Origin of the sequence: Rhizobium sp. 0TCS1.26, assembly GCF_050455525.1 — a bacterium.
Taxonomy (GTDB): domain Bacteria; phylum Pseudomonadota; class Alphaproteobacteria; order Rhizobiales; family Rhizobiaceae; genus Neorhizobium.
This window is the reverse complement of sequence record NZ_JBCIYV010000004.1, coordinates 90,721-114,640: the sequence shown is the minus strand read 5'-3', so window position 1 is coordinate 114,640 and position 23,920 is coordinate 90,721. Positions and strand designations below refer to the sequence as shown.

Genomic DNA, 23,920 nt, shown 5'->3' with positions numbered 1-23,920 from the left:
TTTTTACCCTGGGTGATGCCACCAGCACGATTGGATGAACGGCAAGAGAAAGGGCTTGGACGGAAACCGTCAAGCCCTTTCCAAGCGATGATAGAGACAGAAAGCTTAGGCGGCTGCCTGAGCCACTTCGGCGGTCTTCTTGACGATCTGGCGACGCAGCAGGCGGGCGCGCATCGACAGTTCGGCTTCGTCAGCCTTCAGCAGGAACGCGTCAAGACCGCCGCGATGCTCAACCGAGCGCAGGGCGTGCGCGGAGACGCGCAGACGGAAACGCTGGCCGAGCGAATCGGAGATCAGCGTGACGTGGCACAGGTTCGGCAGGAACCGGCGACGCGTCTTGTTGTTGGCGTGGCTGACATTGTTGCCCGACTGGACGCCTTTGCCGCTCAATTCGCACATACGGGACATGGTACACCTTTATTCTTCTTTGCAATTGAACGGGTATTCGGGCAAAGCCCGGCCTGCCGATCCAATTGTCCTGATTGGAAAGTTGCGGTTCTATAGTCAGTGAGCCCGCGCGCGTCAAGTCAAACATCGTCCGGAATGCCGGTTTTGCGCCGGTGAAACCCGGCGTCTTGCTATTTTGTTGCCACAGTGGTTTGCCTATATCGCCGCTGTCATCATCCAGGTTTCAAGGAATGCCCATGCGCCGCAGGAGCCGTCCGCTGGTTCTCATCGCCGCCGCAGCGCTCGGCCTGTCGGCGCTGCCGGCCGGCACGGCGGGTATACGGCATGTCAGCGAGTACGACATTTCGCTCGGCCTTCTGCCGATCGCCAAAGCCTCCTTTGCCAGCGAATTCGATAGCAGCGACTACAAGATCGCCGGCTCGTTCAGATCCTACGGCCTCGTCAGCCTGTTCAGCAAGATTTCCGCGGCCACCAATGTGAGCGGCTCGGTGCAGGGCCAGAAGCTGCAGGCCAATGCCTATTCGCTGGTCTACACGCAGGGCAAGAAGACGCGCACCTATGACGTCGCCTACAAGAACGGCAACGTCGTCTCCTCGACGATCAAGCCTGAACCGACGAGCCGTCCCTCCAGCTGGATCCCGATTGGCGACGGCGATCTGCAATCGGTACTCGATCCGCTGTCCGGGCTGATCTTTCCGGATGGAGTCAAGATCTGCCCGAGCCGGTTGCCGATCTACGATGGCGAGTCGCGGCTTGATCTCGTCCTGTCGTCGAAGGGCAGCAAGGCCTTCTCCACAAACGGCTACAAGGGCGACGCCATCGTCTGCGAGGTTCGCTACGAGCCTAAGTCCGGCTACAAGCAGGGGCGCACCGACATCGAGTTCCTCAAGAAGGCGAAGATGGAAGTGTGGTTTGCCAAGGCGGCCGGCGTCAATGTATATGCTCCGGTCTATGCACGTATCCCGACACGCGTCGGCGACGTCTACGTGACGGCCGTGAAATACGGCGGTTGAGGCGGCAGAGGTCGATGCCGCTCGCGACAGGGGGCTGGTGTTGAAGGTCAAGGGCACGCTGATCGGCTTTGCCGCCATCCTCATGTGGTCGCTGCTGGCGTTGATGACGACGGCGTCGGGGCTGATGCCGCCGTTCCAGCTTTCCGCCATCACGTTCGCCATCGGAAGCCTGCCCGGTCTCTTGCTGCTGGCGGCTCGTCCGCAGCGGCTGGCGCTCCTGAAGCAGCCGGCCAAGGTCTGGCTGATCGGCATTGGCGGCCTGTTCGGCTACCACTTCCTCTACTTCACGGCGCTTCGCAACGCGCCGGCCGTCGAGGCCGGCCTTATCGCCTACCTGTGGCCTCTGTTCATCGTCGTCGGCTCGGCGCTGCTACCGGGCGAACGGCTGCGCTGGTACCACCTGGCCGGCGCACTGGCCGGACTGGCGGGCACGGCGGCGATCGTGTCGCGCAGCGGCATTTCCTTCGATCGCGGCTATCTCGTCGGTTACGGCGCGGCTTTCCTGTGCGCCTTCACCTGGTCGGGCTACTCGCTGCTGACGCGGCGGTTCGAGGCCGTCTCGACCGATGTCGTCACCGGCTTCTGTCTTGCGACCTCGGCGTTGTCGCTCATCTGCCATCTCGGCCTCGAGGCGACCGTCTGGCCGGCCAACGGCACCGAATGGCTGGCGGTGGTGGGGCTTGGCCTGCTGCCGGTGGGAGCTGCCTTCTATGCGTGGGATTACGGGGTGAAGAACGGCGACATCCAGATCCTCGGCGCCGCAAGTTACGCAGCGCCGCTGCTGTCCACCCTCATCCTCACGCTGTTCGGCTTCGCGGAGCCCAGCCTGCGCATCGGACTTGCCTGCCTGCTGATTACCGGCGGCGCCGTGCTGGCCGCCAGGGACATGATCTTTCGCAGTCGCACCCGCACATCCGCCGCGGCAGAATAGATCTCAAGTCTTCGGTTGCCATCCGGGCGGTGCCATTTCGAAGGAAGAGAAGGCGAACCCCGGCGCGACGGTGCAGCCGACCAGCGTGAATTCGCCCGTCGATTCCGCCGCCTGCCACTCGTTCGCCTCGACCACTGCCTGCGGGCGTTCACCACGGGCCAGATCTATCCCCAGGATGACCTCGCGAGCCGTCTCGCCATCCTTCGCCAGCCGCAACTTCAGCGGACTGCCGGCATAGAAGTGCCAGACCTCGACTGCATCCTTGACCCGGTGCCAGTGCGATCGCTCGCCGCGGCCTAAAAGGTAGTAGATGGATGTCGAATGGCCGCGCTCGCCGCCGTCCGCATCGCGGAACGTCTCCACATACCAGCCGCCTTCCGGATGGCGCTGCATGTCGAGGTGCCGGATGATCTCGTCTGCCGTCATTTGAAGTTGTCTTTTCGCTTGCGGATCTCGGCAAAGACCTCCTCGTTCGTCGCCCCCTCCATGACCAGATGCCGGCGGATGGCCGGGTCGGCCGGGCGCATGAAGGGATTGGTCTCCTTCTCCAGGCCGATCATCGTCGGAATGGTGAAGCGGCCTTCCGCCAGCAGTTCGTCGATCTGCCGCGCCCGGCGCTGCAGCGCCTCGTTGCCGGCGTCGATGCTGAGCGCGAAGCGGGCGTTCGACTGGGTATATTCATGGCCGAAATAAACGGCCGTCTCGTCCGGCAGGACCGCCAGTTTCTGCAGAGAATGCCACATGTCTGCGGCCGTGCGTTCAAACAGCCGGCCGCAGCCGAGCGCAAACAGCGTATCGGCAGCGAACAGGATCTTGTCCTCCGGGAAATGGTAGCAGATGTGTCCAGCGGTGTGGCCGGGCGTCTCGAACACCCGCACCGGGTGTTCGCCGAACAGGAATTCGTCACCGTCCGCGACCGTCCGGTCGATGCCGGGAATGGCGACCGCCTCGTTCACCGGCCCGATGATCTCGCAGCCATAGCGCTCCTTCAGCGCCAGGTTCGCCTCGACATGGTCGATGTGATGATGGGTGGTGAAGATGTGGGTAAGGCGCCAGCCACGACGTTCGGCGGCTGCAACGATAGGGCCTTCTTCCGGCGCATCGATCGCGGCCGTCAGGCCGCTTTCCGGATCGTGCACCAGAACGCCGTAATTGTCGCTGCGACAGGTAAAGACTTCGATTGCCAGAGGTTTCATTCGCCCGAACCCGTTCTATGTCTATGGTCAGCGCAGAATGTAGGGGCTGGCGCCTTGAAGTCCAACCTCCCTCTGATAGCTTTCGTTTCATGCACGCCGATATCGTCGACCTCCGCGAATTCTACCATTCCCAGCTCGGCCGCCTGGCAGAGCATTCGATCGCGGCCGCCTTGAGCTCGTTGTGGGCGCGGCTTCCTGAGGAGCGTCTGGTTGGACTCGGCTATGCCGTTCCGTATCTCGACCGCTTTCGTACCAACACCGAGCGAACCTTCGCCTTCATGCCGGCAGGGCAGGGCGCGGTGAACTGGCCGGTGCGCGAACTGTCGTCGACGGCACTGGTTTTCGAGGAGGAATTGCCGCTGCCGGACAGTTCGATCGATCGGGTGCTGATGGTCCATTCGCTGGAGTTTGCCGAAAATCCGCGGGAGACCCTGAAGGAGCTCTGGCGCGTGCTGGCACCGGGCGGACGCCTGGTGATCGTCGTTCCCAATCGCCGCGGGGTCTGGGCGCGCATGGAGCATACGCCGTTCGGGTCGGGGCGACCGTATTCGCGCCGGCAGTTGACGGCGCTGCTTCGCGAGACGAACTTCACCCCCGGCGCCAGCGCTGAAGCGCTGTTCTTCCCGCCATCGAAGCTGCGCGCCGTGCTGAAGCTGCGGCATGCCTTCGAGCGGGTCGGACGGCGCCTGTGGCCTGCATTTTCGGGCGTCCTGATCCTGGAGGCGCAGAAGCGGCTGTATCAGGGGTTGCCGGTCGCATCCCGTGCCTCACGCCGCGTCTTCGTGCCGGTGCTCGGCGCACAGGGTATCCCGGCCGGACGCATGTCCGCCGGCGGCCCACCGCACCGCCGTACCAGCGCAACCGCCTTCGCTCTCGACAAAAGAGGCTCGCAGGATTAAGGCCTCAGGATCGTTTTTTCGAAGGTCTTGTTCCATGGATGTTGCAGAGCTGAAGCCCGTTCCCCGGTCCGGAATCCTGGATATCGCCGCCTACGTTCCGGGCAAGGAACATGCCCCGGGCGTCGATCGCGTCTTTAAGCTGTCTTCCAACGAGACGCCCTTGGGTGCAAGCCCGAAGGCCATCGACGCGTTCCGCCAGGCAGCTGGTCATCTGGAGCTTTATCCTGATGGTCAGGCCACCGAGCTGCGCGCCGCGATTGCTTCGACGCACGGCCTGAACCCGGCCAACATCCTCTGCGGCAATGGCTCGGACGAATTGCTCGGTCTCATCTGCCACGTCTATCTCGGCGATGGCGACGAAGCGATCATCACCGAGCACGGCTTCCTCGTCTACAGGATCCAGATCATGGGCGCCGGGGCAAAGCCGGTGACCGTGAAGGAAACCGAATGCCGCGTCGATGTCGACGCGATCCTTGCTGCCGTGACCCCGAAGACAAAGCTGGTCTTCATCGCCAATCCCGGCAATCCAACGGGCACCTATGTGCCGGCAGCCGAAATTCGTCGCCTGCATGCCGGCCTGCCGAAGAACGTCATCCTGGTTCTTGATGCGGCCTATGCCGAATATGTGCGCCGCAACGACTACGAAGCCGGCATCGAACTGGTATCGTCGAGCCCGAACGTCGTCATGTGCCGGACGTTCTCGAAAGCCTATGGACTGGCGGCGCTGCGCATCGGCTGGATGTACGGGCCGGTGGACATCCTCGATGCGCTGAACCGCGTGCGCGGCCCGTTCAACCTCAATGCTCCGGCGATCGCCGCCGGCGCGACGGCAATGCGTGACCAGGCTTTCATCGGCGAGGCGGTTGCCCACAACACGCTCTGGCTGGACAAGCTGACGCATGCCTTCGAAAGCCTCGGCCTGAAGGTGACGCCGTCGGTCACCAACTTCATCCTCATCCACTTCCCTGACGTCGACGGCAAGCGTGCGCCGGACGCCGATGCCTTCCTCACCAGCCGTGGCTTCATCCTGCGCGCCGTGAAGGGCTACGGGTTCCCGAACGCGCTGCGGATGACCGTCGGTTCGGAAGAGGCCAATCGCGGGGTCATCGAAGCGCTCGGCGAATTCATGAGCCGCACCGCATGAGCAATGTCCTCTTCGATCGCATCGCGCTGATCGGCATCGGCCTCATCGGCTCGTCCATCGCACGCGACATCAAGGAGAGCGGGCTTGCCGGAACGCTGGTGATCTCGACCCGCAGCGAGGCGACGTTGAAGCGGGCAGAGGAACTCGGCCTTGGCGACCTCTATGTTTCCTCGGCGGCCGATGCCGTGAAGGACGCCGACCTGGTGATCGTTTCTGTGCCGGTCGGTTCGTCCGGCATGGTGGCGGAGCAGATCGCCGCCAACCTGAAGCCTGGCGCCATCCTGACCGATGTCGGGTCGACCAAGGCTTCGGTCATCGCGCAGATGGCGCCGCATGTTCCGGCTGGCGTTCACTTCATTCCCGGCCATCCCCTGGCAGGCACGGAAAAATCCGGACCGGATGCCGGCTTTGCCGGTCTGTTCCGCGGCCGCTGGTGCATCTTCACGCCGTTGCCTGACACCGATTCTGCCGCCCTCGAGCGGCTGCGGGCGTTCTGGATTGCGCTCGGGTCGAAGATCGACGAGATGGATCCGGAGCACCACGACAAGGTGCTGGCCATCGTGTCGCACCTGCCGCACATCATCGCCTACAACATCGTCGGCACGGCCGACGACCTTGAGGCGGTGACGGAATCGGAAGTCATCAAGTACTCGGCGTCCGGCTTCCGCGATTTTACCCGTCTGGCCGCATCCGACCCGACAATGTGGCGGGACGTGTGCCTGCATAACAAGGATGCGATCCTCGAAATGCTGGCGCGCTTTTCCGAGGACCTCGCCTACCTGCAGCGGGCAATCCGCTGGGGCGAAGGCGACAAGCTGTTCGAACTGTTTTCCCGCACGAGAAACGTCCGCCGTTCGATCATCGAAGCCGGTCAGGATGTTGATGCGCCGGATTTCGGTCGCCACGCGCTCGATCCGAAGAGCTGAGGCCGCTGAGTCCTCAAGCTCTCCGGCGGGAAGTTCTCGTCACAGCGGCGGGATCTCGCCGATGGCGATGAAGCCGCCGACCAGAACCCGGCCGCGGTTCAGCGTCAGATCGAGGCTTGCGCTATCTCCGCCGCCCGTCAGCGCCGACAGCATCTTCGATGCGGTGTCGATGGTGGATGCAGCCTGCGGCATGGCCGCCTTCAACTGCTCCCGCCAGGCGCCGATCTTCTCGACCTGCAGTTTCAGTTTTCCCGAAATACGGCCCTGATCGTCTACCGAGAAGGGACCGGCGAGGCTCAGCACCTGGCCGTTGCCGAGGTCGACCGCCAGCCGGCGCATCTCACCCTGGGCGTTGCGCAGGCCCGTGCCGATATCCCGGCCTTCGAGCATGGCTGCCTTGCCGGCCAGCGTGACATCGGCCGTCGCGGTGAAGCGCGGCAGGACCTGCGGCATCCCGTGAGTGAGGATATCCATGTTCTCCATGGTCACCGCAGCATCGAGATCGGCACCGTTCTGGCGCATATGGGCTTCGGTGCGGCCGACGGAGACGTCGAAGTTCTGCTGGGTCTGCGTGGAGACGATGGTCGTCTTCAACCCGTCGATCGTGGTGGAGCTGCGTTCGACGCCACGACCGGTGGTCTGCAGGCTCGACTGCAGCGCCTGCCACTGCGACGACGTCGCAAGGCCTTGACCGGTGCGTACTTCTGCCGGCCCATCCAGTTCCCAGACGATGTGGTTGGGATCGTAGACCTGGGCTGCCGACCGCAATGCGCCGAGTGTGACGGCGAGACCGTTGTCACGATCGTCGATGGCCACCCTTGAGCAGAAGAGACCTATGCGGAAGGGGTAGCCGCGGTAGTCGGCATCGCTGCATTCGGCGGTCACGCCGCTACGTTGCTGCTGGCCAAGCAGTGCCAGTGTCTTTTCCTTCAGCATGGACGCTGCGTAAAACCAGCCGGCCGTATAGACGGCGATGGCCAGGATGATCGCTGCAGCGAGCGCCCAAATTTTTCTGCTGACGCCGCTTCGGCTTGACGCTGCCATGATCATCTCCAATGGTGCTCGTTCGAGTGCATGCGGTGTGGCGTGGGATATGGACGAATTTTGGGTGTTTGGCTACGGCTCGCTGATGTGGAATCCGGGCTTTGCCTTCGATCAGCGCATGCAGGCGCGGGCTTTCGGCTACCGGCGCTCGCTGTGTGTCCGCTCCTTCGTCCATCGCGGCACGCCGGAACGACCCGGGCTGGTCCTTGGTCTCGACCGCGGCGGCTCCTGCCGGGGTGTTGCTTTCCGGGTCCGGCTGGAGGATCGCGACGATGTGCTTGAATACCTGCGCGAGCGCGAATTGGTGACCCATGTCTACCGAGAGCGGCATCTGCCGGTCGCGCTTTCGGACGGGCGGCAGGTCAGAGCGCTTGGCTATGTGGTCGATCGAGCTCATGCGCAATACGCCGGCGCGCTGGATGCCGAGGATGCGGCGCGCATCGTGCATGCATCCACCGGCAAGTCAGGGCCCAACGACGCCTACGTGCTGAACACGCTGGAGCATCTTGATCAGATGGGCTTGCGCGATGCGTGGCTGGAAAGCGTTGCCGAACATCTCCGCGTCCTGAGGAATGAACCGGTCGCCTGACGTTCGGAGGCTGAGCAGGCGTCTCTGTCCAGCCTCGGTTCCGGGTTAGGCACTCAGACCTCCGCCCGAGCCTTGAGTTCAGCAACCCGCCTGGCGGCGCTTGGCGGCAACGGCAGATCCGGGTTGGCCGCGACATCTTCGAGCAGCAGATCGTCGCTCGCCTTTTCCAGCGTCTCGACCAGATGCGCGAAGAATGCATCGGGATCCATGCCCGGCTGGATCGCCGGCAGGATGCGAACCTTGAAATGACCCGGATAGCGCATCGTGCTGCGGCGCGGCCAGAAGAGGCCTGGATGCATGGCGATCGGGACCACCGGAACGTCCATGTCGCGGTAGATGCGGGCGATGCCATAGCGGTACTGCGGATCATCACCCGGATTGCGCCGCGTACCCTCCGGATAGATGATCAACTGCCGACCATTCTTCATCTCGATCTTGGTCCGCCGCATCACCTCCAGCATCACCTTGCCGCGCGCGCCGCGGTCGACCGGGATCATTCGCTGTTTCATGACGTACCAGCCGAACAGCGGGATCCAGGTCAGCTCTCGCTTCAGGATGTAGACCGGGTCGTCCATCCACGGCAGCAGCGCGTAGGTATCCCAGAAAGACTGGTGCTTCGGTGCAAAGATGCAGCCGGTCTTCGGGATGTTCTCCAGTCCCTCGATCTCGAAGGTGGTGCCGACGATCTTCTCCATCAGCCAATGGTTGGCGCGTGCCCAGTCCTTGGGGATCCGGAAGGCCTTCTTACGCGGCAGGAGAAAATAGACCGGCGTCAGCACGATCATGCGCAGGATCAGATTGGCATAGAAAGCAACATTGAAGAGGGTCGAACGCAACATCAGCATGAAAGCGGTTCCGGAGTGGACTGGCTGGCTGTGCCTACACCATGCGGACGGAAGACGGAAGCAGCGCCGGCTCAGCGTTGCTGCGGCTTTACGCCTTCGCGCCGGATCTCGTTATCGCTTCGCAGGCCCGTTCCCTGCGGCATGCCGGCCATCCAGCGACCTGTCGCAGCCGCCATCTTGGCATATTCGGCCAGCATCGTGCGCAGCACGTCGGGCTCCGCAAACCAAGCCTTACGGGTCAGATCGGAATTGATAACCGGATAGGGGATGAAGTCGGTCTGGCGATCGACCCGGCGCAGTTCCAGAAGACTGCGCGGCATGTGGTAGTTGTTGGTGACGACCAGGACCGAGCGATACCCGTGATCGCCGATCCAGCGGGTGATCTCGTGGGCGTTGCCGATGGTATCTATCGCCGCGTAGCCGACATCGACGCAGCACTGGAAAAGGTCGGGGGAACCTTGTGTCGTGCGACGGATCTGCGCTGGCGAGGCGGAAGGGTGCGCGCCGGAGATCAGCAGCCGGCGGCCGGCGCCGTCGCGCAGCAGGCCCAGCGCCTGATCGATTCGCTGATAGCCGCCTGTCAGAACGACGATCGCATCGGCCTTGACGCCTTCCGGCGCCCGAAGCGAGGTGACTGTATCCGCAAACCAGAGAAAACCGCCGAACAGAATCGCGACGCAAAGAAACACGAGGATGCCGACGTACCGCAGGGCGCGCCGCAACGGCCCGCGACGACGGAACAGACGGTCCCGGCGGGGCGTGTGCGATGCGTCTTCGTTCTGGGTCGTCGGGCCAGAGGTCATGACCATTTCCTTAGAGCCTTCTGGCTCCATCCGAAAGGCTTGCGTCGAATGCGGGTTGGGGGTTGATCTAACATCGAAGGTCAGGAAGACGGGAGGCCGTCGGAGCGGGCCGGGTCAGACCGAATGAGGTCGATCTCGTCGATGGTCCGCATGACGGTGAAACGGGCGGTGAGCGTCGTCAGGAGAGCAATGACGATCATCGTCGCCAAAATGCCGAGGTAGCCGGAGAAGCCGATGGTGAAAGTGCCGAAAAGCGCCGTCGCCTGGTCACTCTCGGGGGTGGCCAGCGAATTACTTTGCCAGAGGCTGGCGGTGGCAAACAGCAGCGCCGCAAGTATGCCTCCGGCGGCAGAGCCCTTGAGGCTGATCTTCAGGAAGTGCTTCTGGAACTCGGTGGCGACGAAGCTGCTCTCGGCGCCGACGAAGTGCAGCACCTCGACGATGTGACGGTTGCCGGAGAGCGCGCCGCGGGTGGCGAAGATCACCGTCAGGATCATCGCGGTAAATACCAGGATCAGGATGCCGGTGCCGATCAGCACGGTGGTGCGGGCCATCGATACCAGCCGGTCCACCCAGGTCCGGTGATCGTCGAGGAACGCCTGCGGGACTTCCGTGCGCAACAGGTCGCGCATCGCGGCAAAATCCGGTGGATTGTTCTCGTCTATGGTGATGATCACCAGCCGCGGGACGGGCAGCTCCTTCAGGTCGAGGCCGGCGCCGAGCCATGGTTCCAGCAGCCGGGCGGTCGCTGCATCGTCCATGATCGTGCCCTGCCGCGTGCCGACGAAGGTGAGCGCCAGATCGCGGGCCTTGACGAGTGTCGCATCCATGTCGAGGCCATCATCAGGCTTGATCTGGATGGTGATCTCGCGGGAGATCTGGCTTTCCCAGCTGGACGCTGTGGCGCGCACCATGCTGACGGCGCCAAGCGTCAGGCATGCGAGAAAGGCCATGATCGAAATGACGACCAGCAGCGCATTGCCCTGGATGTTGGAGGGCGGCAGGATCGGGGCCGTCGGGCGGACGCGCATTTCCGCGCGCCGCTGCTGCGGGGGCGCTGTCGGGCTCTCCGGAACGGCGGGACCCTCGCGGCGAGGGCGGGTGATCTCATTCATAGATGTCGAGCCGCCCGTCTGTGAGGATCATGCGGCGCGCGTCGATCTGGTCCATCAGGGCCAGGTCGTGGGTCGCGATGACCACCGCCGTGCCGAGCCGGTTCAGCTCCAGGAACAGGTTGAGCAGACGGCGGGCCATGGGCGGATCGACGTTGCCCGTCGGCTCGTCGGCAAGCAGGATTTCCGGCCGGTCCATCAGTGCGCGGGCAATCGCGGCGCGCTGTTTCTCGCCGCCTGACAGCACCGGCGGCAGCACATTGATCCGCTCGCCGAGACCCACCCACTTCAACAGCTCGATGACGTCGTTGCGGTAGCTCGCCTCGTCCTTGCCGCGCACCCGCAGCGGCAGCGCGACGTTTTCGTAGGTCGTCAGGTGTTCCAGCAGGCGAAAATCCTGGAAGACGATGCCGACCCGGCGGCGAAGCATTGGCAGCTCGCTACGCGGGATCTGCGACAGGTCACGCTCGAACATGCGGATCAGGCCGCGGGTCGGCTGCAGCGACATGAACAGCAGGCGCAGCAACGTCGTCTTGCCGGCGCCGGAGGGGCCGGTCAGGAACTGAAAGGAGCGCTTTGGGATATCGAAGGTCAAATCCCGGAGAATCTCCGGGCCCATTCCGTATCGCAAACCGACATTTTCGAAATGGATCAACAGGTCATCCAGTCCAATGGGTGGTCTTGTGAGGCCGTTGGTAAACGGCAAGGGTTGACGGATGCTGAATCATCCCCCGGAAGGCGGCGGTTTCGGGGCCGCTTTTGCGAAGCATTAACCATTTAAATTTACGACTGGGAGGGATTCGTTTCAATGCCTCAGTTTCCGCCCTGTCGGAAACAGGCGGGAGAGGGCCATGAACGCATTCCGCCCGCGTCGCGACAAAGCACCCGTGGCCTATGACATTCTGCCACCGGAGGCAATCAGCCAGCCGCGTCCGCGCCAGCCGATCACGCCGCAGCCGGTCGAGGATGCGCATTTCGTCACGCTCGCCAATGATGGACGACCGTCAACAGCGCATCGCTTCCAGAACGATAACCAGAAGCGCCCCCACCGTCCGCGGATGCAGGTCGTCAACGCCGAGCCTGCGTCGCTGGTCGAGCGGCTGATCGAGCGGGTCGAAGGCATGCTGCTGCGTATGTCGGCCGATTTCTTTTCCGCGCTCGTGGCCTTCGTCTTCGTCCTCGTCTTCACCCTGGCCGGCGGCTTTTCCCTGCTGTCGGGAGATACCGGATCGTCGGCTCGCGCCGGCGGTCTAGACATCACCCACATCACGCTGACGTCCCAGGATGCGGGGGGAATGCAGGTGCTGCTGATCAACGGTATCGTCGAGAACCGCACCTCCAGGAGCATGGCGGTGCCTTCGATCCGCGTTGAATTCCTGGTGGATGGCAAGCCGGTCGCAACCAGCATGATCGCGCCGCCGATCGCCACGATCGATCGCGACAACAGCCATGGTTTCTCGGCCCGCGTCCCGCACCCTGGTGGAAAAACCCCGCAGTTGCGCCTTTCCTTCAGCTAAATGGATGCCACTGGGGACCGATTGTGCTATCGCCGGGGTTGAGGACACCCTGGAGAAGCCCATGCCCATCGTCCGCGGCAAGACCATCGAGCCGCTTTTCACCGCTGAACAGATCGCTGAACGCAATCGCGAACTGGCGAGACAGATCGCCTCCGGTCCGACCAGCGACCTGTTGGTCATCGCGGTCCTGAAGGGGTCGTTCATCTTTGCGGCCGATCTGTTGCGCGCGCTGCACGACACGGGTCTTGCGCCGGAAGTCGAGTTCATCACCCTGTCGAGCTATGGCGCCGGCACGGTCTCGCAGGGGGTCCGGATCGTCAAGGACATCGATTCCGATGTGAAGGACCGCGACGTCCTGCTGATCGACGACATTCTCGAATCCGGGCGGACGCTGAAGTTCGCAAAGGAACTGCTCTACGAGCGCGGCGCCCGCCATGTGACGCTCGCCGTCCTGCTCGACAAGCGGGTCAAGCGGCAGGAGCAGCTGGAGGCGGATTATGTCGGCTTCGAATGCCCCGACTATTTCGTTGTCGGCTATGGCATGGACGTCGCATACGCCTTCCGCGAACTGCCATTCGTCGGCGTCGTGACGGGTGACGCCGTGTCCAAAAGCTGATCGGGTTGGTCACGGGGCGTTAACCATCCCGCCCCGGTCTTGCCAAACGTTTACTCCTCGCAAAGGATATCGGGGTCATCTGGACCCCGATTTGATGCACGGAGTACCGACGACCATGGCGAAGATCCTGATCACCGAGGACGAAGATTCGCTGCGTTCGTTCGTCGCACGGGCCTTACGGTTGGACGGCCATGAAACGCACGAGGCCGCCGACGGCGCCGAGGGCCTGCAACTGCTGGAGGAGGCGTCCTTCGATCTGCTGCTGTCGGACATCCGCATGCCGGTCATGGATGGCATCGAGCTTGCTCACCGCGCTGCGGCGCAGTTTCCAGCCATGAAGATCCTGCTGATGACGGGCTATGCCGAACAGCGCGAACGGGCCGACGATCTGATGGCGAAGGTCGTCGACGTGGTCGACAAGCCGTTTGCCCTGCCCGAGATCCGCCGCGCCGTGGCGCAGGCCCTGTCGACGGCGCCGCGCGCCGCCTGACGTTCTCCGAAATCGATCACCGCAGGTCGAGCAGGCGTTCCAGATAGTGACGCTCGTCCTCGCCCGACAGTGTGTTGCCGAGCTTCTCGCGGATGGCGTCCAGGATCTCGCGCGCGCGCTGAACGTCGATCTCGTCCGGCACCTTCACCTGGTCGCCGAATTCCGGTCCTGAGGTTGCCCGCGGACGGCCAAGCGGATCACGTCCGTTCTGCCCGCCCTGATTGGCCATGCCCTGACCGGGACCTTCGCCTTCCTGGCCCTGGCCCTGTCCCTGCTGCATCGCCTGCATCATCTGCTGCATCATGCCCTGGGCCCCTTGGCGAAGCGCGTTGAGCGCGTTGCCCTGACCCTCGACGGCGTTGTCGCCCTGGCCCTGGCCGAGTGCCTTGCCGGCATTGCCCATTTCTCGCTCGGCCTCGCCGAAGCCTTCGCCGGGGTTCATGCCCAGTTCTTTCAGGCCCTTCTGCAGCTCCTGAAGCTTCTTGCCGAGACCTTCCTGCTGGGCCCGCAACTGCTTCAGCGCTTCGCGAAGCTGCTCGGCCGTCATCTGCTCTGTCGGCGACTGCCCCTGTTGCCCCTGCTGACCCTGCTGCTGCTCGCCTTGCTGACCCGGTTGCTGTTGGCCCTGTTGTGGTTGGCCTGGCTCCTGCTGGCTCTGCTCGTTGGGCTGGTCGGGATCGCCGCGCTGCATCCGGTCGCGCAGCGCCTGGTTGAGCTGGAAGGTCTGATCCATCAGGCGCTGCTGCTCCTGCATGATCTCGCCGAGCTTGTCGATCTGCTGACGCATCTGGCTCGGCTGCTGCTGGCCCTGTTGCGGGCGCTGCATGCGCCCGGCCTGCAGGTTGTTCATCATCCGCTGCAGTTCGGAGAGCATCTGCTGGGCGGCGTCGCGATTGCCGGAGCGCGCCAGGTTTTCGATCTGGTCCATCATGTTCTGCAGATCGCGCTGCCGCAGCACGTTCTGCGACTGCATGTCCTGCTGTGCCTGCGGCATGTTCTGCATCCGCTGCGCAAGTTCGGACATGAAGTTCTGCATCGCTTCGCGCAGTTCCTTCATCAACTGGGCGACTTCCTCGTCGGTTGCGCCCTTTTCGAGCGCCTCCGAAAGCGCCTGCTGGGCGTCTCGCAGCCGGCGTTCGGCGGCGGAAAGATCGCCGTCTTCCATGCCGAGTGCGATCTGCCAGAGGTAGTCGGCCGTGTCTTTCAGCTGCTCTTCGTCACGGGCCAGCTTCATGCGCTCCAGCGCCGAGCGGATCAGCAGGAAGTGGCTGAGATTGGGGATCGTCTCGTCCGGGCGCAGCGCCAGGGCCTCGTTGAGCGCGATGGCTTTCGGCATCTCCCGCGTGTCGAGCGCGAAAACCTGCCGCTCTTCGGCGACTGCCGCAGCCAAGGGCTCGGCGAACCTGCGCGCCGGCATGATCATCTCGACCGCCGGACTGCGACCTTCCTGTCCGGCACCATCGGTTGCTACAAGGGTGATGCGCACGCGCTTCCCCGACAGCGGATGTTCGCTGAGGTTCCGGCTCGTCAGTCCCTTGACCTCGCGGGAATTCTGCCGCGGCAGATCCAGCTTGTACTCGGGCAGCGGATAAAGCGGCCTGGCATCCTCCGTCTGCGGCTCGGCCGGTTCGATGAGCGCGAAGGCTTTCTGAATGCCGTAATCGTCACGGCCGGTGAAGCCGATCTCAAGCGCACCGTTGACGCTGCGGCGCGGCTGCTTGTCGAAGGCGATTTCCGGCGCGCGATCGGCAATCACGTCGAACAGCCACTGCTGTCCCTCGACGCTCAGGTCGCCGCTTTCCGTCACCTTCATCTTGTAGGTGCGCGGCGGCAGTGGTTGCTCACCAGTTGTCGGTTCCGCCGCGACCTGCGGGGCCGGCTGAGCCGCCTGGGCTGCGGTGACCTCTTCTGCCGCAAGCGTTGAGGCGGGACCGCCGGCGGACGGCGAGAAATCGACCTTCTCGCCGCCTTCGCCGCCGGTGACGCGGATCGTCAGTTCGGAATATTGCGGGATCTTCACCTGGTCGTCCGGCTGCGCCTCCCGTCCGGTGAGGAAGACCGGCGCCCGCCCCGTGTAGGGCGGTGGCGTCAGCCAGGCGTCGATCCGAAGATCGGGGTTGATCCGCGCCGCCGGTGCGGAGGGCTGGAGCACGTCGATCGTGCTTCCGCCGCCGTTCGAGAAGGAATAGCCGAAGGCGGCAGCCAGCAACAGCGCCGGCAGGGCACGCAGCGCGAAGCGGTCATGGCGCGCGATGTCCGGCCTCGGCAGACCCGCATCGAGCGCTGCAATGCGCTCGGCCATGCGGATCTGGTGCTCTTTCCAGAGCGCCCGGGCAAACGGCGTATCGAAGGCAGGCTCTTCCTCCTGCACCGCGACCGGCTGGTGGGGCAGGTTGTTGCGCTCCTCCAGCAGCCGATCGGCCTCCGGGCCGGCCGGCCAGCGCAGGCGGCCGAGCGGTAGGATCGAGGTCAGGAAGGCGAAGACGAAGAGACCGAGCGCGATCCAGCGCAGCAGATCCGGCATCTGTCGGAAGAGGCCGAACCACGCGGTGGCCAGGAAAAGGGCAAGGATGCTCAGCGGCGCCAGCGTCAACGGGGCCAGCCGCTCGCAGAACAGCACGAACCGCGCGAGCGATCGTTTGGTCGCAACGCGCCGCGCCAGGACTGGATGGCTCCCGAAGGCGCCTTTGCGGGTGAGGCTCATGCGGTCCGTCTCCTGTGGTGGCGGCGTCAACCGGCGTCGGCCACGCAACGCGCGAAACCGTTCCTTCTAAGATATCAGCGTTTGTGGCGAAGACGAGGGCGCCGGCACCAGACGGCCGGCTTTTCTCGCGGTTTCGCTTAATTGTGAACGGTCAGGAGGTCGTCAGGCCAGCCAATCGGGCAGCGAATCGAGGGCGATGAGGTCCTCGTAGGTTCCACGCGGGCGGATGACATGGAAGCGATCGCCGTTCACCAGCACCTCGGGCACCAGGAGGCGCGAGTTGTATGTGCCGGCCTGGACCGCGCCATAGGCGCCTGCCGAAGCGATGGCGAACAGGTCGCCGGGTTCGGGTTTCGCGATGTCGCGGTCGAGCGCCAGGTAGTCACCGGTTTCGCAGACAGGACCGACAACGTCAGCCTTGATACGACTTGCGTCATGGGCCGGCAGGACAACCTCGCGGATGCCGTGATAGGCGTCGTAGAGCGTCGGACGGATGAGATCGTTCATCGCGCCGTCGACGATGACGAAGGTCTTCTCGCCGGCGTCCTTCACGTAGACAACTTCTGTCACCAGAATGCCGGCATTGCCGACGATCAGCCGGCCCGGTTCCGTGACGATCCGGCAGCCGAGGCTCTTCAGCTGCGCCTTGACGACGGCGGCATAGGCCTCGGGAGCGGGTGGCGGCTCGTTGTCGTCCTTGTAGGGAATGCCGAGACCACCGCCGACATCGACATGCCGTATCTCGTGGCCATCGGCGCGCAGGTTTTCGACCAGTTCGCGCAGCAGGCGGAACGCGTCTTCGAACGGCTGCAGATCGGTAATCTGGCTGCCGATATGCATGTCGATGCCGCTGACGGTGATGCCGGGCAGCGTTGCCGCGTGGGCATAGACGGGCCGGGCGCTCTCATAGGAGATGCCGAACTTGTTTTCCTTCTTGCCCGTCGAGATCTTGGCATGCGTCTTGGCGTCGACATCCGGATTGATGCGGAAGGAGACATGAGCCTTCCGGCCCATCTTCAGGGCGCGGCTGTTCAGCACTTCCAGTTCGGGCTCGGACTCGACGTTGAAGCAGTAGATGCCGGCCTCGAGGGCAAGGTCCATCTCGGAGGCAGTCTTGCCGACGCCGGAAAACATGATGCGGTTGGCGGGGATGCCGGCAGCCAGCGCTCGGCGCAGTTCGCCGCCGGATACCACATCGACGCCCGCTCCCAGCCGGCCGAGCGTCTTCAGCACGGCCTGGTTGGAATTGGCCTTCATGGCGTAGCAGACCATCGCGTCGATGTCGGCAAATGCCTCGGCGAACACCCGGTAGTGCCGTTCGAGCGTTGCGGTCGAATAGCAGTAGAAGGGCGTGCCGACCGCCTTGGCGATTTCGGGAATGGCGACGTTCTCGGCGTGCAGCACGCCGTCGATATACTGGAAATGGTTCACGACAGGCTCGGCCTTAGAGAAGCGGATCGAGAACGAACGGCCGGTCTACCGTCGGTTCCTGTTGCTGGCCGCTCTTGCGGATGTTCTGCTTCTCGATCGGCGTGCTGGGCTTGTCGAGGTTTCCCTTGCGGCCGCAGCCGGTGACGGCGACGCCGGCAATGCAAAGCACGATCGTGATGCGGGCGAGGTTTCGCAAGGTCGACATTCCCATTCCTTCGTCAGCAGAGGAGCGAGCCCGTTCATAGCGAAGTTCGGGCCGCTTGTGCAGTCAATTCTCGTGATGATCAGTTGCGACCGCGCCACCAGGCGATCTGCTGACGCACCTGCGAAGGCGCGGTGCCGCCAAAACTGGTGCGGCTGGCGACCGAGGCATCCACCGACAGCACATCGAAGACCTTGTCGGTGATCGATGCATGGATGGACTGCAGGTCTTCGAGAGACAGTTCGCCGAGATCGCAGCCCTGCTGTTCGGCAAGCGCTACGGCGCGGCCCGTGACATGGTGGGCGTCGCGGAACGGCAGGCCCGCCTCGCGCACGAGCCAATCGGCAAGGTCGGTGGCGGTGGAGAAACCGGAGCCGGCTGCGGCACGCATGCGGTCGGTCCGCACCGTCATGTCGCGCACCATGCCGGCCATGGCAGCAATTGCCAGCTCAAGGTTTTCGGCAGCGTCGAAGACCTGTTCCTTGTCTTCCTGCATGTCCTTCGAATAGGCGAGCGGCAGGCCTTTCATGATCGTCAGCAGGGCGACCAGCGATCCGTTGATGCGGCCGGTCTTGGCGCGCACCAGTTCGGCGGCATCCGGGTTCTTCTTCTGCGGCATGATCGACGAGCCGGTCGAAAATGCGTCCGACAGCCGGATGAAGCTGAACTGCGGCGTCGACCAGATGACGATCTCTTCGGCAAAGCGCGACAGGTGGACGGCGCAGATGGCCGCAACCGACAGGAATTCCAGGGCGAAATCGCGGTCCGAAACCGTATCGATCGAGTTGCGCGTCGGTTCGCGGAAGCCGAGTGCCGAGGCCGTCATGTGGCGGTCGATGGCAAATCCGGTGCCGGCAAGCGCTGCGGCGCCGATTGGGCTTTCGTCCAGATGGTCGATCGCGTGGCGAACTCGGGCGCGGTCGCGGCCGAACATTTCGACATAGGCCATGCAGTGATGACCGAAGGTCACCGGCTGGGCGGTCTGCAGATGGGTGAAGCCAGGCATCACCGTGTCGGCATGCTCGTCCGCCTTGTCGAGAAGGGCTGTGATGAGGTCCGTCAGCATCGCTTCGGTCTTGGCCATCTCCTCCTTGACCCAGAGGCGGAAGTCGAGCGCCACCTGGTCGTTGCGTGAGCGCGCCGTGTGCAGGCGGCCGGCGGCCGGGCCGATCAGCGCTGCCAGCCGTGCCTCGATGTTCATGTGAATGTCTTCGAGCTTGCGGGAGAACTCGAACTGGCCGCTTTTGATCTCTGACAGGATCGTGTTCAGTCCGTCGACGATCTTGTCTTTATCTTCGGCGGAAATGATGCCTTGTTGCGCCAGCATGGTGGCGTGGGCGATGGAACCGCGGATATCCTGGGCATAGAGCTTCTTGTCGAAGCCGATGGAGGCGTTTATCTCCTCCATGATGGCATCCGGACCCGAGTCGAAGCGCCCGCCCCACATCTGGTTGGAGGAACCTGCATCCTTCGTGCCGTCAGCCATGATTACCCGTCCTGGAGTTCCCGATGCCGAACAAGAGACCGCTGGGTCTGCCGTCCGTCCGCCTGATCTTGATTGCCGCCGTCGCTGGTATTCTGGCCGGCGCCGTGGCGGTATACGTGAACCCCACCCTGTCTGGCAATGGTGAGGCGGTGGTGGCCGATCAGCGTTGCGAAGGAGCGGTCGACCAGGCGCGCAGCATCGACGAACTGGCCAAGGGCGAGCTTGCGGCACTGACCGCGACGCAGCCGCCGCGGCCGCTGCAGCCGCTCCGCTTCAAAGGTCCGGAAGGCCAGGAACTGACGCTTGCCGATTTCGCCGGCAAGACGGTGCTGGTGAACCTCTGGGCGACGTGGTGCGTGCCCTGCCGCGAGGAAATGCCGGCGCTGAACGGATTGCAGACGGCCAAGGGCAGCGACAGGTTCCAGGTGGTCGCCGTCAACATCGATACCGGCAGCGACGAGAAGCCGAAGACCTTCCTGGAAGAAACCGGCGTGCATGCGCTGTCCTACTACCGCGACAGCTCGATGGGCGTCTTCAACGCGCTGAAGAAGGAAGGCCTGGCGTTCGGCCTGCCGGTCACCCTTGTCGTCAATGGCAATGGGTGCCTGATCGGCTCGATGAACGGCCCGGCGAAATGGGATGGCGAGGAGGCAAAGAGCCTCGTGGACCGCGTCTCGTCGCTCTGATGCCGTCACGACATCTCCCAGGCCCTGCGGCCCGGGCGCTTGATCAGCGCGTCGGAACCGGAACTTCGCCGCGATAGTCGTAGAAGCCGCGGCCGGACTTGCGGCCCAGCCAGCCGGCTTCCACATACTTCACCAAGAGCGGGCAGGGACGGTACTTGCTGTCGGCCAGCCCGTCGTGCAGCACCTGCATGATCGACAGGCATGTGTCGAGGCCGATGAAGTCGGCAAGCTGCAGCGGTCCCATCGGATGGTTGGCGCCGAGCTTCATCGCCGTATCGATGGCTTCCACCGAACCGACGCCTTCATAGAGCGTGTAGATCGCCTCGTTGATCATCGGCAGAAGGATGCGGTTGACGATGAAGGCGGGAAAATCCTCGGCCACCGTGACCGTCTTGTCGAGCGATGCGGCGAACTGCCGGGCGGCCGAGAAGGTCGCCTCGCCGGTGGCGATGCCGCGCACCAGTTCGACCAGCTTCATCACCGGCACCGGATTCATGAAATGTATGCCCATGAACTGTTCCGGGCGGTCGGTCGATGCCGCAAGGCGGGTGATCGACAGCGACGAGGTGTTCGTTGCGAGCAGTGCCTCCGGCTTCAGGACGGGGCAGATCTGCCCGAAGATCTTGCGCTTGACGCTTTCGTCTTCGGTCGCCGCCTCGATCACCAGGTCCATGGGAGCCAGATCGTTGTGATCGACGGTACCGCTGATGCGGGCGAGCGTCGCCTTGCGTTCCTCGTCCGTCAGCTTGCCGTTGCTGACCTGCCGCGCCAGATTGCCGTTGATCGTCGCAAGTCCGGCTTCGATGCGCTGGCTGGAGAGGTCGTAGACCATGACGTTGTAGCCTGCGAGCGCCGAGACATGCGCTATACCGCAGCCCATCTGGCCTGCACCGACAATTCCGACGTTCGTGATCATAGCGCCTCATTTCCTATCGAAAGGGACCAGCCGCGGCGATATCCGCTCCGCCGACCGGTCGGAGAGCCGCGGGCGGCAAGCCTTTCGCTTCTCCTGAATTGATAAGGCCCACGCCACCATTTTGCCAGTCTTTAATGTCGCGCACCTTACGACGGCAACGAAAGGCAGGACGGCATGAGCCCTCGAAATGCAATCGGCCGCGCTGCATGCAGTGCGGCCGATCGAAGAATGGTGAACGGGAAGGCGTCAGAGAGCCTTTTCAAGTTCCGGCAGGATCTGGAACAGGTCACCGACCAGACCGTAGTCGGCCACCTGGAAGATCGGAGCTTCCTCGTCCTTGTTGATGGCGACGATGACCTTCGAGTCCTTCATGCCGGCGAGGTGCTGAATGGCACCGGAAATGCCGCAGGCAATGTAGAGATCCGGGGCGACGACCTTGCCGGTCTGGCCGACCTGCCAGTCGTTCGGTGCGTAGCCGGCATCGACGGCGGCACGCGATGCACCGACCGCTGCCCCCAGCTTGTCGGCGAGCGGCAGGATCACCTCGTTGAACTTTTCCGCCGAGCCGAGCGCGCGTCCACCGGACACGATGATCTTTGCAGACGTCAGTTCCGGACGATCCGAAGACGACAGCGCATCACCGACGAAGCTCGACAGGCCCGGATCGGCAGCTGCCGAGACCGGTTCGATGCTGGCCGAACCACCGGCATCGACGCCGGCAAAGGCGGCGGTCCGCACGGTGATGACCTTCTTGGCATCGCCCGACTGAACCGTCTGAATGGCGTTGCCGGCGTAGATCGGCCGCTTGAAAGTATCGGGCGACACGACCTCGGTGATTTCCGAGATCTGCATTACGTCGAGCAGTGCGGCAACCCGCGGCATGACGTTCTTGGCCGAGGCGGTCGCTGGCGCGAGGATGACGTCGTAGGCGCCGGCCATTGACACGATCAGGTCGCCGAGCGGCTCGGCCAGCTGGTTTGCCAGCGCCGGGCTTTCGGCGAGCAGCACCTTGGATACGCCGGAAAGCTTGGCGGCGGCCTCGGCCGCGCCCTGCGCACCGGAGCCGGCAACCAGCACATGGATATCGCCGCCGATGCTCTTGGCTGCGGTGACGGCCTTGGCGGTCTGGTCCGATACGCCTGCGCCGTCATGCTCGGCGAGAAGAAGAATTGCCATGTTTGTTTCTCCCTATCGTCTGATCAAAGCACGCCGGCTTCGACTTTGAGCTTCTCGACGAGTTCGGCGACCGAGGCCACCTTGACGCCGGCCTTGCGGCCACCCGGCTCCTCGGTCTTCAGAACCTTGAGGCGTGGCGCCGTGTCGACGCCGAAATCGGCCGGGCTCTTCTTGTCGAGCGGCTTCTTCTTTGCCTTCATGATGTTCGGCAGCGAAGCGTAGCGCGGCTCGTTGAGGCGAAGATCGGTGGTGACGATGGCAGGAAGCTTGACGTCGATCGTCTGCAGGCCGCCGTCGACTTCGCGGGTCACCTTGGCCGAACCATCGCCGAGCTCGATCTTCGAGGCGAAGGTGGCCTGGCCCCAGCCGAGCAGGGCCGCGAGCATCTGTCCGGTCTGATTGCTGTCGTCGTCGATCGCCTGCTTGCCAAGGATCACGAGACCGGGAGCCTCCGCCTCGACGACGCCCTTCAGCAGCTTGGCGACGGCCAGCGGCTCCACGGCTTCGTCGGTTTCGATGAGGATGCCACGATCGGCGCCCATAGCGAGTGCGGTGCGGATCGTTTCCTCGGCCTTGGCCGGGCCGATCGACACGATGACGATCTCCTCCGCCTTGCCGGCTTCCTTCAGCCGCAGAGCCTCTTCCACCGAAATTTCGTCGAACGGGTTCATCGACATCTTCACGTTGGCCAGCTCCACGCCGCTGCCATCCGCCTTGACGCGGATCTTCACGTTGTAGTCGACCACCCGCTTAACAGGCACCAGGATCTTCATGACTTCCTTCCTCAGCTCAACCAATTGGGAAAATGCGGCCTCAGCCCGGCCGCCGACCGTCAATGGGCGACATGGATACGCATTTTTAAGCCGAAGACAAAGTGATTTCAGCGAGCCAGCCGGTGCGTTTTCGTCATGCCCCCATTCCGTGGGTAAACGCCTGGATGCCTGGCAGCGCCCCTGCGGCCCCGTCGGCGACGAGACGCTTCAACCACGGCTGCTAGCGGTTCTTGCCCGGCACCCAGAGAATATCCGCCTTGCCGCCGCCATTGGCGTAACGGGCCGCGACGAACAGGAAATCCGACAGCCGATTGACGTATTGAAGTGCCGCTGCGCCCACCACTTCGCCCGGCGTTCGCGAAAGCTCCACCATCAGCCGCTCGGCGCGTCTCGATACGGAGCGGGCCATGTGAAGCGTGGCTGCGGCGGGCGAGCCGCCGGGCAGGATGAACGATGTCAGGGGGTCGAGCTTGACGTTCAGCGTGTCGATTTCTCGCTCAAGGCGATCGACCTGCGACTGGACAATGCGCAAGGCTTCCCACTCGAGCGGGCGGCCATCATCAGGCGTCGCAAGATCCGCCCCCAAATCGAACAGGTCGTTCTGGATGCGGAACAGCATGCCGTCGAGTTCGCCCATCAGCCCGGTGTGAAGCCGGGCGACGCCGATCACCGAATTGGTTTCGTCGATCGTTCCGTAGGCTTCGACACGCAGGTCGTGCTTGGCGCGACGCGGCCCGCTGACCAGGCCGGTGGTGCCGTCGTCGCCGGTGCGGGTATAGATCTTGTTGAGCTTGACCACCGTCAGCGGCCTCCGCCGGTTAGCCACAGCGTCAGCATGATGAGTCCGATGGCGATCGCCTGCAAAAACAGGCGGAGTTGCATGAGCTTGTTCGACTTGTTGCCGTCCGTGCCCTTCAGCATGTTGAAGAGGCCGCGGATCAGCACGATAACCACGAGACCCATGACGATGAGCGTCAGAATGGTGGTGAAGCTGGACATTGGGATGCCTTTGG

At 63.7% G+C, this 23,920-nt stretch carries 27 protein-coding genes; 10 read left to right on the top strand and 17 right to left on the bottom strand.

From position 1 onward, the window contains the following. Positions 1 to 105: 105 nt before the first annotated feature. Positions 106 to 408, bottom strand: a complete 303-nt coding sequence (rpmB, locus tag AAIH46_RS18300) for a 50S ribosomal protein L28 (protein WP_430307485.1) — start codon at positions 406 to 408, stop codon at positions 106 to 108. A 236-nt stretch (positions 409 to 644) separates the two neighbouring features. Here rpmB and AAIH46_RS18295 point away from each other — a divergent pair, with 236 nt between their 5' ends. Both AAIH46_RS18295 and yddG read left to right on the top strand, forming a co-directional pair. Next, positions 645 to 1,421, top strand: coding sequence for a DUF3108 domain-containing protein (locus AAIH46_RS18295; protein ID WP_430307484.1), 777 nt, complete (start codon positions 645 to 647; stop codon positions 1,419 to 1,421). Positions 1,422 to 1,461: 40 nt separating this feature from the next. Further along, a complete protein-coding gene (gene yddG / locus AAIH46_RS18290; RefSeq protein ID WP_430307753.1) occupies positions 1,462 to 2,352 on the top strand; it encodes an aromatic amino acid exporter YddG in 891 nt (296 codons plus the stop codon). Between the two features lie 3 nt (positions 2,353 to 2,355). On the opposite strand, the gene AAIH46_RS18285 is transcribed toward yddG, so the two are convergent. Together AAIH46_RS18285 and gloB are read right to left on the bottom strand one after the other, a co-directional pair. Then, the gene (locus AAIH46_RS18285; RefSeq protein WP_430307483.1) at positions 2,356 to 2,778 is read right to left on the bottom strand and encodes a cupin domain-containing protein; all 423 of its coding nucleotides are present in this window, start codon (positions 2,776 to 2,778) and stop codon (positions 2,356 to 2,358) included. Continuing rightward, positions 2,775 to 3,548, bottom strand: a complete 774-nt coding sequence (gloB, locus tag AAIH46_RS18280; RefSeq protein ID WP_430307482.1) for a hydroxyacylglutathione hydrolase — start codon at positions 3,546 to 3,548, stop codon at positions 2,775 to 2,777. The genes AAIH46_RS18285 and gloB overlap by 4 nt, the downstream gene beginning before the upstream one ends. Before the next feature lie 89 nt (positions 3,549 to 3,637). On the opposite strand from gloB, the gene AAIH46_RS18275 reads away from it, so the two are divergent. Genes AAIH46_RS18275 through AAIH46_RS18265 form a run of 3 tightly spaced genes read left to right on the top strand, consistent with a single transcriptional unit; the run spans position 3,638 to position 6,517 of the window. Continuing rightward, positions 3,638 to 4,447: a class I SAM-dependent methyltransferase gene (locus tag AAIH46_RS18275; RefSeq protein WP_430307481.1), complete on the top strand. Its 810-nt coding sequence runs from the start codon at positions 3,638 to 3,640 to the stop codon at positions 4,445 to 4,447. A 34-nt stretch (positions 4,448 to 4,481) separates the two neighbouring features. Beyond that, on the top strand, positions 4,482 to 5,591 hold the full coding sequence (gene hisC / locus AAIH46_RS18270; RefSeq protein ID WP_430307480.1) for a histidinol-phosphate transaminase: 1,110 nt from the start codon (positions 4,482 to 4,484) through the stop codon (positions 5,589 to 5,591). Further along, complete coding sequence (locus tag AAIH46_RS18265; RefSeq protein WP_430307479.1) at positions 5,588 to 6,517, top strand: prephenate/arogenate dehydrogenase family protein; 930 nt, start codon at positions 5,588 to 5,590, stop codon at positions 6,515 to 6,517. The genes hisC and AAIH46_RS18265 overlap by 4 nt, the downstream gene beginning before the upstream one ends. Positions 6,518 to 6,556: 39 nt before the next feature. Here AAIH46_RS18265 and AAIH46_RS18260 read toward each other — a convergent pair whose 3' ends face one another. Then, positions 6,557 to 7,561 carry a DUF2125 domain-containing protein gene (locus AAIH46_RS18260; protein ID WP_430307478.1) on the bottom strand — a complete coding sequence of 335 codons (1,005 nt, stop codon included), beginning with the start codon at positions 7,559 to 7,561 and terminating at the stop codon, positions 6,557 to 6,559. A 37-nt stretch (positions 7,562 to 7,598) separates the two neighbouring features. Between AAIH46_RS18260 and AAIH46_RS18255 the strand changes: the two genes are divergently transcribed. Next, positions 7,599 to 8,150, top strand: coding sequence for a gamma-glutamylcyclotransferase (locus AAIH46_RS18255; RefSeq protein ID WP_430307752.1), 552 nt, complete (start codon positions 7,599 to 7,601; stop codon positions 8,148 to 8,150). Between the two features lie 53 nt (positions 8,151 to 8,203). On the opposite strand, the gene AAIH46_RS18250 is transcribed toward AAIH46_RS18255, so the two are convergent. The 4 genes from AAIH46_RS18250 to ftsE all read right to left on the bottom strand — a co-directional run bounded on the left by AAIH46_RS18250 (position 8,204) and on the right by ftsE (position 11,565). Next, positions 8,204 to 8,995 carry a lysophospholipid acyltransferase family protein gene (locus AAIH46_RS18250; RefSeq protein WP_430307477.1) on the bottom strand — a complete coding sequence of 264 codons (792 nt, stop codon included), beginning with the start codon at positions 8,993 to 8,995 and terminating at the stop codon, positions 8,204 to 8,206. Positions 8,996 to 9,066: 71 nt separating this feature from the next. Next, positions 9,067 to 9,798 (bottom strand): YdcF family protein, encoded by a 732-nt coding sequence (locus AAIH46_RS18245; protein WP_430307476.1) that lies wholly within the window; start codon positions 9,796 to 9,798, stop codon positions 9,067 to 9,069. A gap of 80 nt (positions 9,799 to 9,878) precedes the next feature. Continuing rightward, complete coding sequence (locus AAIH46_RS18240; protein WP_430307475.1) at positions 9,879 to 10,913, bottom strand: cell division protein FtsX; 1,035 nt, start codon at positions 10,911 to 10,913, stop codon at positions 9,879 to 9,881. Continuing rightward, positions 10,906 to 11,565, bottom strand: a complete 660-nt coding sequence (gene ftsE, locus AAIH46_RS18235) for a cell division ATP-binding protein FtsE (RefSeq protein ID WP_430307474.1) — start codon at positions 11,563 to 11,565, stop codon at positions 10,906 to 10,908. Before ftsE ends, AAIH46_RS18240 begins: the two co-directional genes overlap by 8 nt. 196 nt (positions 11,566 to 11,761) lie before the next feature. Here ftsE and AAIH46_RS18230 point away from each other — a divergent pair, with 196 nt between their 5' ends. The 3 genes from AAIH46_RS18230 (at position 11,762) to AAIH46_RS18220 (ending at position 13,533) form a co-directional block, all read left to right on the top strand. Then, positions 11,762 to 12,427 (top strand): hypothetical protein, encoded by a 666-nt coding sequence (locus tag AAIH46_RS18230; RefSeq protein ID WP_430307473.1) that lies wholly within the window; start codon positions 11,762 to 11,764, stop codon positions 12,425 to 12,427. Between the two features lie 61 nt (positions 12,428 to 12,488). Then, positions 12,489 to 13,043 (top strand): hypoxanthine phosphoribosyltransferase, encoded by a 555-nt coding sequence (hpt, locus tag AAIH46_RS18225; RefSeq protein ID WP_430307472.1) that lies wholly within the window; start codon positions 12,489 to 12,491, stop codon positions 13,041 to 13,043. A gap of 115 nt (positions 13,044 to 13,158) precedes the next feature. Beyond that, positions 13,159 to 13,533, top strand: coding sequence for a response regulator (locus AAIH46_RS18220; RefSeq protein WP_430307471.1), 375 nt, complete (start codon positions 13,159 to 13,161; stop codon positions 13,531 to 13,533). A gap of 16 nt (positions 13,534 to 13,549) precedes the next feature. On the opposite strand, the gene AAIH46_RS18215 is transcribed toward AAIH46_RS18220, so the two are convergent. The 4 genes from AAIH46_RS18215 to argH form a co-directional block, all read right to left on the bottom strand. Next, complete coding sequence (locus AAIH46_RS18215) at positions 13,550 to 16,237, bottom strand: TIGR02302 family protein (protein WP_430307470.1); 2,688 nt, start codon at positions 16,235 to 16,237, stop codon at positions 13,550 to 13,552. Between the two features lie 162 nt (positions 16,238 to 16,399). Further along, a complete protein-coding gene (gene lysA, locus AAIH46_RS18210; protein ID WP_430307469.1) occupies positions 16,400 to 17,668 on the bottom strand; it encodes a diaminopimelate decarboxylase in 1,269 nt (422 codons plus the stop codon). A gap of 13 nt (positions 17,669 to 17,681) precedes the next feature. Next, positions 17,682 to 17,873: an LPS translocon maturation chaperone LptM gene (lptM, locus tag AAIH46_RS18205; RefSeq protein WP_430307468.1), complete on the bottom strand. Its 192-nt coding sequence runs from the start codon at positions 17,871 to 17,873 to the stop codon at positions 17,682 to 17,684. A gap of 79 nt (positions 17,874 to 17,952) precedes the next feature. Then, entirely contained in the window at positions 17,953 to 19,356 is a 1,404-nt protein-coding gene (gene argH / locus AAIH46_RS18200; protein WP_430307467.1) for an argininosuccinate lyase, read from the bottom strand. Between the two features lie 23 nt (positions 19,357 to 19,379). Between argH and tlpA the strand changes: the two genes are divergently transcribed. Further along, entirely contained in the window at positions 19,380 to 20,042 is a 663-nt protein-coding gene (gene tlpA, locus AAIH46_RS18195; protein WP_430307466.1) for a thiol:disulfide interchange protein TlpA, read from the top strand. Between the two features lie 43 nt (positions 20,043 to 20,085). Here the strand turns inward: tlpA and AAIH46_RS18190 are convergent, their stop codons facing one another. The 5 genes from AAIH46_RS18190 to AAIH46_RS18170 form a co-directional block, all read right to left on the bottom strand. Continuing rightward, the gene (locus AAIH46_RS18190; RefSeq protein WP_430307465.1) at positions 20,086 to 20,958 is read right to left on the bottom strand and encodes a 3-hydroxybutyryl-CoA dehydrogenase; all 873 of its coding nucleotides are present in this window, start codon (positions 20,956 to 20,958) and stop codon (positions 20,086 to 20,088) included. A gap of 246 nt (positions 20,959 to 21,204) precedes the next feature. Next, a complete protein-coding gene (locus AAIH46_RS18185; protein ID WP_430307464.1) occupies positions 21,205 to 22,134 on the bottom strand; it encodes an electron transfer flavoprotein subunit alpha/FixB family protein in 930 nt (309 codons plus the stop codon). A 23-nt stretch (positions 22,135 to 22,157) separates the two neighbouring features. Continuing rightward, positions 22,158 to 22,907: an electron transfer flavoprotein subunit beta/FixA family protein gene (locus AAIH46_RS18180; protein ID WP_430307463.1), complete on the bottom strand. Its 750-nt coding sequence runs from the start codon at positions 22,905 to 22,907 to the stop codon at positions 22,158 to 22,160. Positions 22,908 to 23,127: 220 nt separating this feature from the next. After that, positions 23,128 to 23,706, bottom strand: coding sequence for a cob(I)yrinic acid a,c-diamide adenosyltransferase (locus AAIH46_RS18175; RefSeq protein ID WP_430307462.1), 579 nt, complete (start codon positions 23,704 to 23,706; stop codon positions 23,128 to 23,130). Positions 23,707 to 23,708: 2 nt separating this feature from the next. Then, a complete protein-coding gene (locus tag AAIH46_RS18170; protein ID WP_430307461.1) occupies positions 23,709 to 23,906 on the bottom strand; it encodes a twin transmembrane helix small protein in 198 nt (65 codons plus the stop codon). Positions 23,907 to 23,920: the final 14 nt, after the last annotated feature.

Bases quoted from the DNA above. Each gene is read 5' to 3' on its own strand.
- tlpA (WP_430307466.1), top strand. From the start codon at position 19,380: ATGCCGAACAAGAGACCGCTGGGTCTGCCGTCCGTCCGCCTGATCTTG.
- AAIH46_RS18285 (WP_430307483.1), bottom strand. From the start codon at position 2,778: ATGACGGCAGACGAGATCATCCGGCACCTCGACATGCAGCGCCATCCG.
- AAIH46_RS18260 (WP_430307478.1), bottom strand. From the start codon at position 7,561: ATGGCAGCGTCAAGCCGAAGCGGCGTCAGCAGAAAAATTTGGGCGCTC.
- hpt (WP_430307472.1), top strand. From the start codon at position 12,489: ATGCCCATCGTCCGCGGCAAGACCATCGAGCCGCTTTTCACCGCTGAA.
- AAIH46_RS18185 (WP_430307464.1), bottom strand. From the start codon at position 22,134: ATGGCAATTCTTCTTCTCGCCGAGCATGACGGCGCAGGCGTATCGGAC.
- AAIH46_RS18250 (WP_430307477.1), bottom strand. From the start codon at position 8,995: ATGCTGATGTTGCGTTCGACCCTCTTCAATGTTGCTTTCTATGCCAAT.
- AAIH46_RS18295 (WP_430307484.1), top strand. From the start codon at position 645: ATGCGCCGCAGGAGCCGTCCGCTGGTTCTCATCGCCGCCGCAGCGCTC.
- AAIH46_RS18190 (WP_430307465.1), bottom strand. From the start codon at position 20,958: ATGATCACGAACGTCGGAATTGTCGGTGCAGGCCAGATGGGCTGCGGT.
- lptM (WP_430307468.1), bottom strand. From the start codon at position 17,873: ATGTCGACCTTGCGAAACCTCGCCCGCATCACGATCGTGCTTTGCATT.
- argH (WP_430307467.1), bottom strand. From the start codon at position 19,356: ATGGCTGACGGCACGAAGGATGCAGGTTCCTCCAACCAGATGTGGGGC.
- rpmB (WP_430307485.1), bottom strand. From the start codon at position 408: ATGTCCCGTATGTGCGAATTGAGCGGCAAAGGCGTCCAGTCGGGCAAC.
- gloB (WP_430307482.1), bottom strand. From the start codon at position 3,548: ATGAAACCTCTGGCAATCGAAGTCTTTACCTGTCGCAGCGACAATTAC.
- AAIH46_RS18275 (WP_430307481.1), top strand. From the start codon at position 3,638: ATGCACGCCGATATCGTCGACCTCCGCGAATTCTACCATTCCCAGCTC.
- AAIH46_RS18230 (WP_430307473.1), top strand. From the start codon at position 11,762: ATGAACGCATTCCGCCCGCGTCGCGACAAAGCACCCGTGGCCTATGAC.
- AAIH46_RS18170 (WP_430307461.1), bottom strand. From the start codon at position 23,906: ATGTCCAGCTTCACCACCATTCTGACGCTCATCGTCATGGGTCTCGTG.
- AAIH46_RS18240 (WP_430307475.1), bottom strand. From the start codon at position 10,913: ATGAATGAGATCACCCGCCCTCGCCGCGAGGGTCCCGCCGTTCCGGAG.
- AAIH46_RS18180 (WP_430307463.1), bottom strand. From the start codon at position 22,907: ATGAAGATCCTGGTGCCTGTTAAGCGGGTGGTCGACTACAACGTGAAG.
- AAIH46_RS18215 (WP_430307470.1), bottom strand. From the start codon at position 16,237: ATGAGCCTCACCCGCAAAGGCGCCTTCGGGAGCCATCCAGTCCTGGCG.
- AAIH46_RS18220 (WP_430307471.1), top strand. From the start codon at position 13,159: ATGGCGAAGATCCTGATCACCGAGGACGAAGATTCGCTGCGTTCGTTC.
- AAIH46_RS18245 (WP_430307476.1), bottom strand. From the start codon at position 9,798: ATGACCTCTGGCCCGACGACCCAGAACGAAGACGCATCGCACACGCCC.
- AAIH46_RS18265 (WP_430307479.1), top strand. From the start codon at position 5,588: ATGAGCAATGTCCTCTTCGATCGCATCGCGCTGATCGGCATCGGCCTC.
- hisC (WP_430307480.1), top strand. From the start codon at position 4,482: ATGGATGTTGCAGAGCTGAAGCCCGTTCCCCGGTCCGGAATCCTGGAT.